The following is a 12,603-nucleotide window of genomic DNA, read 5'->3' on the forward strand; positions in this document are numbered from 1 at the left end:
CTACCCATAAGCAGTTCTTTTCTATAGGTTATTTAGATTATAAACCCTTTACTTCTCTGGGTCTACTTTATGGAAAGTACCGTCTTGTGGACCATTGTCGTTAGTATTGCCACCTTCTGGACCTTGAGGGCCTGCTTGGCCAGCAGCACCTTGGGCACCACTTTGTTGGTAAAGCTTAACTGCTAAGTCTTGAGCAGCCTTGGACAATTCATCCTTCTTAGTCTTCATTTCGTCAAGGTTGTTGTTCTTTTGAGCTTCCTTGAGGGCTTCAAGAGCATCCTTAACCTTCTTGGTGTCTTCTTCAGGCAATTTATCCTTAGTTTCATCAAGAGTCTTTTGAGTGGTGAAGATCAATTGATCAACTTCGTTGCGCAAATCTGCTTCTTCCTTACGCTTCTTGTCTTCTTCAGCGTGTTCTTCAGCATCCTTTTGCATACGTTGAATTTCTTCATCTGAAAGACCGGATGAACTCTTGATAGTAATCTTTTGTTCCTTACCGGTACCCATATCCTTAGCTGATACGTTTACAATACCGTTCTTGTCGATATCGAAGGTAACTTGAATTTGAGGAACGCCACGTGGTGCAGGTGGAATATCAGTCAATTGGAAACGACCAAGAGTCTTGTTGTCAGCTGCCATTGGACGTTCACCTTGCAATACGTGAACATCAACAGCTGGTTGGTTATCTGCAGCAGTTGAGAAGATTTGGCTCTTTGAAGTTGGGATAGTAGTGTTTCTATCGATTAACTTAGTAAAGACACCACCCATAGTTTCGATACCAAGTGACAATGGAGTAACATCAAGCAAAACGATGTCCTTAACATCACCAGAAATAACACCACCTTGAATAGCTGCACCTAAGGCAACAGCTTCATCAGGGTTGATTGAGTGGTCAGGAGCCTTGCCAGCCCATTGTTCTACAGCCTTTTGAATAGCTGGAATACGAGTTGAACCACCGTTTAAGATAACCTTATCGATGTCGTTAACAGTTAAGCCAGCATCTCTTAAAGCGTTGTCAAATGGAATCTTGGTCTTTTCAACTAAGTCGTGAGTTAATTCTTCAAACTTAGCGCGTGTTAAATCTGCTTCAAGGTGAAGTGGGCCAGATTCACCAGCAGAAATAAATGGTAATGAAATGTGAGTTGATGATACACCTGACAAGTCCTTCTTAGCCTTTTCAGATGCATCCTTTAAACGTTGCATAGCCATCTTGTCGTTAGAGAGGTCAATGCCGTTTTCAGCCTTAAAGTTTTGGATTAACCAATCCATAATACGGTTATCGAAGTCGTCACCACCAAGGTTAGTATCACCGTTAGTTGATAAAACTTGGAAGACGCCGTCGCCTAATTGAAGAACAGAAACGTCGAAAGTACCACCACCAAGGTCATAAACCAAAACAGTTTCGTCATTTTCATCCTTATCAAGACCATAAGCAAGTGATGAAGCGGTTGGTTCGTTAATGATACGTTGAACGTTCAAACCAGCAATCTTACCAGCATCCTTAGTTGCTTGACGTTGTGCATCGTTGAAGTAAGCTGGAACAGTAATAACTGCATCGTTAACTGGTTCTCCAAGGTAATCTTCTGAGAACTTCTTAATGTATTGCAAGATGAAAGCAGAAATTTCTTGTGGAGTGTATTCCTTGTCTCCTACCTTAACCTTGTAATCAGCTTCACCCATGTGACGCTTGATAGATACGATAGTGTTAGGGTTGGTGATAGCTTGACGCTTAGCTGCTTCACCAACTTGAATTTCTCCATCCTTAAAAGCTACAACAGATGGAGTAGTTCTGTTACCTTCTGGATTAGTAATAATTCTTGGTTCTTTACCTTCAAGAACAGCAACTGCTGAGTTGGTGGTTCCTAGGTCAATACCAATAACTTTTGACATTTAAATTCTTCCCTTCTATTGTGCAACGATAACCATTGCTGGTCTCAATGTACGGTCTCTATATTGATATCCTTTTTGTAAAACTTGAACGACAGTGTCTTTTTGATCATCATTCTCAGCTGCTACAGTTTGTACAGCTTGATGCAATGTCGGATCAAACTTAACGCCATCAGCCTCAATTTCAACGATTCCATGATCTTTCATTGACTTAACTAATGATTCAAGGGTCATTTCGACACCCTTCTTCAATTGTCTTGATGCATCGTCATCAGCTTCAACGCTCAATGCTCTTTCAAGATTGTCCATTGCAGGCAAGACATCCTTAGCTAAGCTTTGTGACTCGTACTTAATCAATTGTGCACGTTCTTTAGCATAACGATTTTGTGCATTTTGAATTTCGGCTTCGCTACGCAAATACTTGTCTTCCAATTGCTTATTTTGCTCTTTTAACTCTGCTAGTTGCTTTTCTAATTCAGCTAGCTTATCTTCATTGCTGTCTTCTTTAACAGGCTCTTCTTGAGCCTTTTCTTGAACTTTGTCTTTTGCAACTACTTCTTCTGCTTTAGCTGGCTTTTCATTAGTTTCTTTAGCAAGATCTTCTTCGCTTGGAAATTCTTCCCTACTCATTGCCTAGCCTCCTTGTATTATTGGAATCTTCCATAATAATCTATCAATTTCTTGGCTAATTCATTTCTAAAATATTCCAGCAAGCCAATCATCTCTGAATACGGCATGTTGGTAGGACCTAGCAAAGCAATTGTACCCTTGCCATGTTCGCCAACGCTATATTCAGCTGTTAGCAAGCTATAATTTCTTAGAAGTTCATTCGGCAATTCTGATCCTAATCTGACTTTGATTGGATATTGATCTGAATCAGATCCTAGATCCGTCGCCATCAACGATGAAATTAAATCATCATGTCCAACTAACTCATACAAAGATCGCAGATCTTTCATACTACTATTAGCACTGTTGTTTAATAAGTTGATTTGACCATCAACATACATTTGCTCGCTAGCAGCATCCCTGATGACATCCTGAATCAAACTCAAAAAATCACTCGCATGCTCGCCACCGATTCGATTCAAAGACAAACTATTGAGCAATGCTGGCGTAATTTGATGCAAGCTCTTGCCAACAAGTTCATCATTAATCATTGTTACAGCCTTTTCGATCTCATCGCCATGAATATGGTGAGGCAATGTATAAACTTGATTCTGAACATTGCCGTCGCTGGTAACCAAAATTGCCATTATCTGTCTGCTTGACAGCGGAACAATTCTAAAGCCAGTTACCATGACATCATGACTTTCTGGACCTTCTGCAAAAGCAGTGTAGTTAGTAAGATCTGACAGAATTTTTGCAGCCTCTTGAACTATTTCATTAACCTGATGAAATGGTCTATTCAATTGGAAAACAATCTTTTTATAAACGGATTCAGGTAATTGCAATGGTTGAACCAGATGATCCAAATAATAGCGATAGCCATCGCTTGATGGCACGCGACCACTTGAAGAGTGAGTCTTCTCAATTAACCCCATCTCTTCCAAGACCGCCATTTCATTACGAATGGTGGCACTTGAAACCTTGATAGGAAGTTGACTCATCACTGTCTTGGATCCTACTGGCTCATGATTTTGCGTAAAATCCTGAATAATTGTTTTTAATATCAGTTCTTGACGCTCGGTCAACATAAATATCGCCCTCACTTTTAGCACTCTAACCTCTTGGGTGCTAACAAATACTATGATACTAAAAATTAGCAAAAAAGCAAGTTAACTGCTAAATTTTTTGTGATTTTTTCAAAAATATTTTTTGATCAGCAACTTGATCAACAAAGTAACGGTCGTGTTCAATCAAAATCATTGCTGGTTTAACTTCTTTTAACAATTTGATCAATTGATCCTGATTGAAAACATCCAGATAATTAGCTGGTTCATCCCATAAATATAAATTGGCTTCTTGAGCTAGTGACTTGGCCAAAGCGACCCTTTTTTGTTGTCCCATACTCATGTCTTCAATTTTAGTGTTGAAGCTCGAGCGTGGGAAACCCATCTTCTTCAAATTATTGAGCAGTTTTTCATAATCTACTTGTTCTTTTTGAGCAAAATCAGCAAGATGACCACTATAGATCGTAAACTCTTGTGGCAAATATGATATCTTCAAGTTTTCGACCTTTTGAATTTCTCCATCTTCTTCAAATTGTCCTTGTTCAAGCAAATACTTAAAAAAGCTAGTCTTGCCTGCCCCATTTTCACCCTCTAAAGCAATAATGCCTTGATTATTGACAGTCAGGTTAAGATCATGCAAAATTTTTGGTCCTTGGCTAATTGCTAAATCAAGATGGTTGATAGTAATCAAATCGCGGTGGTAATCAGCTTGGAAATTCATTGTTAAATCTGGAATTTCTTCAATATTGGTCATCAAGCCCTGCTTTTCTTCAATATCTCGGTCAATTCGCTTCTCGGCGTTCTTAGCCTTGCGCATCATTTTTTCAGATTGGTGACCAATGAAACCTTTATCAAGCTGGGTTCTTCGGTTTATCTCTCCTTGAGTCTTTTGACCAATATGCTTTCGGCCTTCAATTACATTTGACCAATTCTTGAAATTGGACTTGCTAGCACTTAAGCGACCTATCTCGCCTTTTAGCTTCGCATTTTTAGCTTGATTGAAATTATCTCTTTTTTCCTTAGTATCTTCATACTGTTCAAAATTTCCTTGGTAAAGATGGATTTCGCCATTCTCAATTGCCAAAATATGGTCGGTCGTTTGGTTTAAGAAGCTACGGTCATGACTAACCACAATGTAGCCTTGCTTGTGGTTTTGTAAATATTGCTCTACTTGTTCTCTGGCTGCCTCATCTAAATGATTGGTCGGTTCATCAATTAAGGGGAAACTATCTTCATCCGTAAAGGATAAGGCTAGTAAGACTTTGGTCTTTTCACCACCAGATAAAGTTGAAAATGGTTGCCAAATAATGTCTGGATCAACCTTCATCAAATTCAATTCTCGCTTTAATTTCCATTCTTCAACTTCTACTAATTCTTGCAAAGCAAACAAGGTAATGTTGTCTTCATCCTCAACTTTCAGTGGGAAATAGCTAAATTGTAAATTCGTCTGTATTTCACCTGTGCCATGCAATTTATTTAGCAGCAGTTTCAAGAAAGTGGTCTTCCCGCGGCCGTTTCGACCCACTAGGCCTAGTTTCCAACTAGAATCCAAATTCAAGCTCAAATCTTTAAAGATATCTTGATCACTATCGTCGTATCTAAAGGTCAAATTATTAATTTTAATATTGCTCATCTAATATACCCTCAATGCCAGGATAGAGCATCATTGCACCATTGATCAAAATTTATGAGCACACAAAAAGAGTGCCCATTAACGTCTAAATCTTGTCAAAAGTGCATAGTCTATCCCTCAAAAACTAATTTGATATTTCAACTATGCTTTTTAAACAAGATTATAGACGCAACGGACACCCTTCTTTCATTTGCAAATTGTTGAGACCAGAGTAACAAATTATTGATTATTTTTCAAGATTACTTGCAAAGTATTCTTCCACAACTTCTTTATCTTTGTGAAGTTGCTCTTTCAATTCATCTAAGCCTGCGAACTTTTCTTCGCCTCTGGTATACTTGTACCACTTAATGGCGATTGGTTGACCATAAATATCTTCGTCAAAATCGAAAATGTTTGATTCGATATAAATTTGCTTTGAATCGCCAATTGTTACATTGTATCCGACACTAGTCATTGAATCATACCATTTACCGGCAATCTTGGTCTTAGTTGCGTATACTCCGATCTTAGGAATAGCCTTTTTAGAATTCCAAATCAGATTGGCAGTAGGATAGCCCAACTTATGACCATTGCGCTTTCCGTGGCCGACAATACCATTCATCACATAATGATGGCCTAATAAGTCATAGACTAATTCCATATCACCTGCAGCAATTGCCCGGCGAATTTCGGTGGAGCCGATCTTTTCCCCTTCAAAAGTTTGCTTAGGAACATTTATAATTTCAAATCTATTTTTGGCAAATTCTGGCAAGTGCGCCATATTGGCAATTTCCTTAGGCCCGTATGTATAATCAAACCCTGCTACAACAGTGTCAGCATTTAATTCAACAATGACATTGTCAACGAATTCTTGTCCAGATATCCTGCTAAAGGCTTCAGTAAACTTTAGAACAGCTAAGTAATCAACCCCCGCTTTTTCCATCTTATAGGCTTTTTCTTCTAAATCATCAATGTAGACAAAATTCTTGTTGCCAGCATAAACTTCACTAGGGTGTCGATCAAAAGTTAAAACCATCAAAGGCAAATGTTTCTCATTAGCAACATCCTTAGCAATCGATATTAAATGCTGATGGCCTCGATGCACACCATCAAAGAAACCTAGTGCTAAAACAACTTTACTAGGTAGGGTGCTCTGCTTAACTGGATAGTTTAAATGAATTAATTGCACAATAGATTCCTTCGTTTCGTTATTGATTAGTTAACAACATTAGATCAGGTTTGTAGCCATAGCTGGTTTTCTGATATATTGCCTTAACTTTTTTATTGTACCGTAAAGCAAGCTTTTTTGCATGCGTTTTCACTTGAATTGTTGCTCCATTTTTAACCCGATTCCACTCCTGCTCGGTCAATTCATGGATTTCATAATCAGCAAAAAATGCATCAATTGGCTGAATCAATTCAGCTGCACGCTCTGGATTAGCTTCAATCTCCGATAATTTTACCGCTTGTTCGATACTAAATCCAGAACTTTCAATTCTTCTTAGGCCAACCATAACTGCAGGCTGATCAAGCTTTTGACCTAAATCATTAACCAAGCTTCTGACATAAGTTCCTTTAGAACACTTCACCATAAAATTGAATTGCTCTTCAGATTTTTCTTCGTCAAAAATTGGCTCACCTAACAATTCATAGCTATAGATCTTGACCTTTCTTTTTGGTCTTTCAACTTCAATTCCTTCGCGAGCATATTCATAAAGTCGTTTGCCATTAACTTTAACCGCTGAATAGATTGGTGGCACCTGCTCAATTTCGCCTTCAAATTTGTGCATTGCTTGCTTGATCGTTTTAGCTGAAATTGCCTTAGTAACTGGCTTTTCGCTTAATTTGCTGCCACTGATGTCGTAAGAGTCTGTAGCATAAGCAAATAAGCCTGCTCCTATGTATTTTTTGGGACGTTCATGCATTAATTCAATCAGCTTGGTTGCTTGTCCAATCGCAATTGGCAAAACGCCCGTTACGTCAGGATCAAGCGTGCCAGCATGACCGATCTTTTTTATATGTAGTGCCTTACGCAAATGGTAGACTACATCTGCACTAGTCATCCCTTTGTCTTTGTCAATTATCAAAATTCCATTCAACATACTTTGCTCTCCAAATCAAAAAGCGTGGGAATTAACCCACGCTTTTCTTAGTTATTACGTTCTTGTTCTTGCTTTTTGAGTTCAGCAATCAACCGGTCGATCTTGCTACCATACTTAACAGAGTTGTCACGTTTAAAGATTAATTCTGGAACCTTGTAAACAGTTAAAACTTGTCCAAGCAAATGACGCATCATTCCATTGGCCTTTTCAAGTCCTTGAGCAACTTCTTTTTCTTTAGCAGGATCTTCAGTTAATAAGCTGTAGTAGATTGTGGCATATGACAAGTCATTTGTACATTCTACTGCTGTAATAGTAAGATCACGCAATCGTGGATCTCGAATATTTTTCTGTAAGATTTTAGTCAATTCGCGAAGGATTTCTCCTTCAACACGACCTATTCTGTGCTTCATTTATATCCTCACAAAAATATTAATCAGGCTTAACTTCTTGCATTTCGTATGCTTCAAGTTGGTCATCAAGCTTGATGTCATTGTAGCCTTCAATTGTCAAACCACAATCAAATCCTTGCTTAACTTCCTTGACGTCATCCTTGAAACGCTTCAAAGAGCCAATCTTACCATCGTAAACAACAACACCGTCACGAATTACACGAATACCTGAATCTCTTGTTACGTAACCTGAATCAACAAAAGCACCGGCAATTGTACCAACCTTTGAAACTTTCCAAGTTTCGCGAACTGTTAAGTTACCAGTTACCTTTTCTTCGAAGGTTGGTTCAAGCATACCCTTCATGGCAGCAGTAACATCGTCAATTGCCTTGTAAATGATGCTGTAAAGACGAATATCTACACCTTCGCTAGCAGATTGAGACTTAGCAGTTACAGTTGGACGAACGTTGAAACCGATGATGAACGCATTTGAAGCACCGGCAAGAGTAACGTCTGATTCATTGATGGCACCAACGCCGGAGTGAATAATATTTACTCTTACGCCTTCAACATCGATCTTTTCAAGTGATTGTTGCAATGCTTCAACAGAACCTTGTACATCGGCCTTCAAAACAATGTCAACTTCCTTCATGTTGTCGCGCTTCATAGTTGCAAACAAGTTATCAAGAGTAACGTGTTGTACCTTTTCACGTGACTTTTGCAAGGCTTGTTGAGCTCTTTGTTCACCAACTGAACGAGCAGTCTTTTCATCTTCAAAGACAACTAACTTATCAGCAGATTCTGGGACTTCGTTCAAACCAGTAATTTCGACAGGCATTGATGGAGTAGCCTTCTTAACTTGACGACCACGGTCGTTAGTCATAGTTCTGATTCTACCAAAAGTATTTCCGACAACAACTGGATCACCAACGTGCAAAGTACCTTGTTGAACCAAAACATCGGCTACAGAACCTTTACCACGTGATAAGCGGGCTTCAATAACAGTACCGATAGCCTTTTGCTTAGGATCAGCCTTCAATTCCATCACATCAGCTTGCAATAGAATCATTTGCAAAAGATCTTCAACGTTTTCGCCAGTCTTAGCAGAAATATTTACGTAAATAGTATCTCCACCGTAATCTTCTGGAATCAAACCATACTTCATCAACTGTTCAGTAACGTGTTGTGGGTTTGCTCCTGGTACATCCATCTTGTTGATGGCAACAATGATTGGCACCTTGGCACTCTTAGCGTGGTCGATAGCTTCGATAGTCTGTGGCATAACACCGTCGTCTGCAGCTACAACCAAGATAACGATATCAGTTACTTCAGCACCACGTGCACGCATGTTTGAAAAGGCAGCGTGTCCTGGAGTATCAAGGAAAGTGATCAAACGGTCATCTAATCTAACTTGGTAAGCACCGATTCTCTGGGTGATACCACCGGCTTCGTTAGCAGAAACGTGAGTATGACGCAAGCGGTCAAGTAAAGTAGTCTTACCGTGGTCAACGTGTCCCATGATAGTAACGATTGGTGGACGATCTTCTTGGTTCTTAGAACTCTTTGATGCTTCCATCTGAGTATCGTAAATCTTATCGATATCAGAAATATCTTCATGAACCTTTTCTTCTGCTTCAATACCATATTCAGCAGCAAGCAATTCAATGGTATCTTTGTCAAGAGATTGGTTTTGGTTGGTCATAATTCCAAGCATAAACAATTTCTTAACGATTTCAGCTGGTTCACGGTGCAACAACTTACCTAAGTCTTGAGCGTTCATTCCTTCATCATAAACCAAAGTTTCAGGTAATGGACGTTCCTTACGTACAGTAGGTTGCTTCTTTACTTGACTTTGTTCTTGATGCTTCTTGTTCTTGCGACGCTTACGATCTGAACGAGCTGAATCTACATGATCATTTCTGTTATCGTATTGCTTCTTGCCCTTCTTGTTAGACTTGCCAGTATTTCTACCGTAGCCATTGCCGTTGCGTCTTTCTTCCTTGTTAGGAGCTGGAGCGTCAGCTAAGTCGATCTTTGGAGTAGATTGTGATCTAGGCTTCTTAACCACATTTCTCTTTGGACGTGGCTTTTGTTCTTGATCGTTTTCTTTCTTGAATCGTGCAGGTGATGGCTTTAAGATCTTTGGTCCAATTACCTTAGTTTCGGTAGTTGTCTTCTTGCTATCTTGACCTTGATTCTTGGTATCTTGCTTATTAATAGGCTCTGCTTCTTTCTTTGGTTGATTTAATGATTCATGATACTCTTTTTTAGCTTGCTTAGCTTGTTCATTCAGAGTATTTGCTTCTGCGCGTTGCTTTTGCTTGAATTGCTTCAACAAATCACCTGTAGCAACCTTGCTTGCAGGACGTGCTTGCTTAGTTTCTACTGAATTGCGCTTATCATTAGCATTGTTCTTGTTACGATGGTTAAAGTGACGTGATTTCTTAGTTTCTGCTTTCTTTTCATTCTTTCGAATTGAAGAAACGGAAATCTTAATTTTATTACTCTTTTCTGCCATCCTATCACACCCCTTTACTAATCAATTTATCAAGCGCCTTGGCAAAACCCTGATCTGTTAAGGCTAAAACCTTGCGTTCTTTGCCAACTGCATGTTGCAATTCTTGAGATGTAAACAAATCAATTATTCCAACATTTGCCTTTTTGGCTGCTCGTTGAACTTTTTCCAGCGAGTGATGCTGCAAGTCGCTTGCTACGATTACTTTCTTAACTTTTTTCTTGCCAAGTCCCATAATAACCGTCTCTGTACCAGTGATCAACTTTCCGGCTCGAGTGGCTAGACCTAACAAATTCAAAACTTTATCTCTATTCTGCAACTTATTTATCACCAAATAATTCTTTTCTAGCCTTTTGATGATCTACATATTGGTAAAGTTCATCATAAAATTGTTCAGAAACTTGAGCACCTAAACTCTTTTCTAGAATTCCTTTGCTCTTAGCTTCTTGAATCTTATTCGGATCTAGAGATACATAAGCACCTCTACCTGGCTTTTTACCAGTTGGATCAACGGAAATGTTCTTTTCTTTATCGATGACAACTCTAACCAATTCTTTTTTAGGTTGCATAGTATTAGTCAACAAGTCTTTCCGCATTGGGATTTTTCGTTTTTTCAAAAAAATCACCGGTCCTTACTCTTCTGAATTATCGCCTTCATCGATATCTTCATCAGCATCAACGTCTTCAGCTTGATCTTCGGCTACTTGATCATCTGCAGTTTCAGTTAATTCTTGGCTTTCAACCGCTTCAGTAGTTTCAGTTGATGCTTGATCTTCAGCTGCTTGTTCTTCACTTGCATCTTCATCAACAAATTCTACTTCAGATTCAGGTCTGATATCAATCTTATAGCCAGTCAAGCGTGCAGCTAAACGAACATTTTGACCACGCTTACCGATTGCAAGAGATAATTGATAATCTGGCACAATTACCAAAGCATTCTTTTGTTCTTCGTCTTCGCCAAATTGAACAGCGATAACTTCTGCTGGATTCAAAGCATTGGCAATGTAATCTGATGGATCTTCTTCGTATTTAACGATGTCGATGTTTTCGCCGCCTAATTCGTTAACTACGTTTTGAACTCTAGTACCACGAGGGCCAACGCAAGTACCTACTGGATCGATGTTAGGGTCTGTTGATCTAACAGCAATCTTAGTACGATCGCCTGCTTCACGAGAAATTGAAACAATTTCTACAGTTCCATCATAAATTTCAGGAACTTCTTGTTCGAATAAGCGTTTAACCAAATCTGGAGCAGTTCTTGAAACAACAATTTGTGCTCCTTTTGAATCAGTGCCAACATGGGTAACGATCACTTTAACTTGGTCTTGTGGATTGTAGTGTTCATTTGGCATTTGATCGTGGGTAGGCATTACAGCTTCTACGTTGTCGATCTTGATGTAGACAAAGCGGTTGTCGCGTCTTTCAACTGTACCAGTAATCAATTCATCTTGATATTGAGAATATTCTTCAATGATATGATTTCTTTCAGCTTCGCGAAGTCTTTGCATAATAACTTGCTTGGCAGTTTGTGCAGCGATTCGGCCAAAATTCTTTGGCGTTACTTCAAAACGAATTTCGTCGCCTACTTCATAAGCACGGTTAATTGCCAAAGCATCTGACAAGCTCATTTCCAAACGACCATCTTGAACTTCATCAACAACAGTCTTAACTGCGATAACCTTGAAGTTGCCAGTCTTTTCATCGAAGTTAACCTCAACGTTTTGTGCTTGATTGTAATTCTTCTTATAAGCAGCTACTAATGCAGCCTTGATTGCATCAACAATAATTTCTTTTTTGATACCCTTTTTTTCTTCTAGAACAGCAAACGCTTCTAGCATTTCCTTAGACATAAGTTTTGATCAACCTTTCTAAAATTCAATTGCAAAGCGAATGTTTGCAATCACATCACGGGGGATAGTTAAAATCTTTCGTCTAGTTTTAATTTTAACTTCAAGCTCTATCTTTTCATCATCGTAAGCCACTAAAGTACCCTCATAGACTTTACTGTCATCTAGTTTCTTGTAGAGACCAACATGAATGTAATTGCCTTGAGCTTTTTCCAAATCTTTAGCAGTCTTTATAGGTCTTTCTGCACCAGGTGATGATATTTCCAAAATATATGGATCTGGTAAAGGATCTGGATCTAGTGTATCTAACTTCTCAGAAATCAATTCACTTAAATCTGCAATTTCGTCAATATCAATACCACCAGGTTGATCACGGTCAACATAGATTCGAAGATAGTTCTTCTTTTCTTTAACGTATTCAATATCAACCAATTCGTCATCTCTTTTTTCGATGATTGGTTCGATTGCTACACGAATTAGATCTATAACTTTTGACAAAACTTTCCTCCGCAATAAAAAGAGCGAGCATTGCTGCTCACTCGAACTTACCTATTCGAACTTCTTGGTTATTGTATCAT

The 12,603-nt window shown here is 38.9% G+C and carries 12 protein-coding genes; all 12 read right to left on the reverse strand.

From position 1 onward, the window contains the following. Positions 1 to 48 precede the first annotated feature (48 nt). The 12 genes from dnaK to rimP all read right to left on the reverse strand — a co-directional run bounded on the left by dnaK (position 49) and on the right by rimP (position 12,523). Positions 49 to 1,890 (reverse strand): molecular chaperone DnaK, encoded by a 1,842-nt coding sequence (gene dnaK, locus BN53_RS06920; RefSeq protein ID WP_009560232.1) that lies wholly within the window; start codon positions 1,888 to 1,890, stop codon positions 49 to 51. 15 nt (positions 1,891 to 1,905) lie between these two features. Continuing rightward, on the reverse strand, positions 1,906 to 2,517 hold the full coding sequence (grpE, locus tag BN53_RS06925) for a nucleotide exchange factor GrpE (RefSeq protein ID WP_009560233.1): 612 nt from the start codon (positions 2,515 to 2,517) through the stop codon (positions 1,906 to 1,908). A gap of 17 nt (positions 2,518 to 2,534) precedes the next feature. Continuing rightward, positions 2,535 to 3,584, reverse strand: a complete 1,050-nt coding sequence (hrcA, locus tag BN53_RS06930; RefSeq protein WP_009560234.1) for a heat-inducible transcriptional repressor HrcA — start codon at positions 3,582 to 3,584, stop codon at positions 2,535 to 2,537. Positions 3,585 to 3,672: 88 nt separating this feature from the next. Then, the gene (abc-f, locus tag BN53_RS06935; protein WP_009560235.1) at positions 3,673 to 5,193 is read right to left on the reverse strand and encodes a ribosomal protection-like ABC-F family protein; all 1,521 of its coding nucleotides are present in this window, start codon (positions 5,191 to 5,193) and stop codon (positions 3,673 to 3,675) included. 226 nt (positions 5,194 to 5,419) lie between these two features. After that, positions 5,420 to 6,361: a riboflavin biosynthesis protein RibF gene (gene ribF, locus BN53_RS06940; RefSeq protein WP_009560236.1), complete on the reverse strand. Its 942-nt coding sequence runs from the start codon at positions 6,359 to 6,361 to the stop codon at positions 5,420 to 5,422. Positions 6,362 to 6,380: 19 nt separating this feature from the next. Then, complete coding sequence (gene truB, locus BN53_RS06945; protein WP_009560237.1) at positions 6,381 to 7,274, reverse strand: tRNA pseudouridine(55) synthase TruB; 894 nt, start codon at positions 7,272 to 7,274, stop codon at positions 6,381 to 6,383. Between the two features lie 47 nt (positions 7,275 to 7,321). Continuing rightward, a complete protein-coding gene (locus BN53_RS06950; RefSeq protein WP_009560238.1) occupies positions 7,322 to 7,684 on the reverse strand; it encodes a ribosome-binding factor A in 363 nt (120 codons plus the stop codon). A gap of 19 nt (positions 7,685 to 7,703) precedes the next feature. Further along, on the reverse strand, positions 7,704 to 10,181 hold the full coding sequence (infB, locus tag BN53_RS06955; RefSeq protein ID WP_009560239.1) for a translation initiation factor IF-2: 2,478 nt from the start codon (positions 10,179 to 10,181) through the stop codon (positions 7,704 to 7,706). A 4-nt stretch (positions 10,182 to 10,185) separates the two neighbouring features. Further along, positions 10,186 to 10,497 (reverse strand): L7Ae/L30e/S12e/Gadd45 family ribosomal protein, encoded by a 312-nt coding sequence (locus BN53_RS06960; RefSeq protein ID WP_040537391.1) that lies wholly within the window; start codon positions 10,495 to 10,497, stop codon positions 10,186 to 10,188. 1 nt (position 10,498) lies between these two features. Beyond that, positions 10,499 to 10,795, reverse strand: coding sequence for an RNase P modulator RnpM (gene rnpM, locus BN53_RS06965; RefSeq protein WP_133286442.1), 297 nt, complete (start codon positions 10,793 to 10,795; stop codon positions 10,499 to 10,501). Between the two features lie 15 nt (positions 10,796 to 10,810). Beyond that, on the reverse strand, positions 10,811 to 12,028 hold the full coding sequence (gene nusA / locus BN53_RS06970) for a transcription termination factor NusA (protein ID WP_009560242.1): 1,218 nt from the start codon (positions 12,026 to 12,028) through the stop codon (positions 10,811 to 10,813). 18 nt (positions 12,029 to 12,046) lie between these two features. Next, positions 12,047 to 12,523, reverse strand: coding sequence for a ribosome maturation factor RimP (gene rimP, locus BN53_RS06975; RefSeq protein WP_009560243.1), 477 nt, complete (start codon positions 12,521 to 12,523; stop codon positions 12,047 to 12,049). Positions 12,524 to 12,603: the final 80 nt, after the last annotated feature.

Source organism: Lactobacillus pasteurii DSM 23907 = CRBIP 24.76, from assembly GCF_000297025.1.
Lineage (GTDB): Bacteria > Bacillota > Bacilli > Lactobacillales > Lactobacillaceae > Lactobacillus > Lactobacillus pasteurii.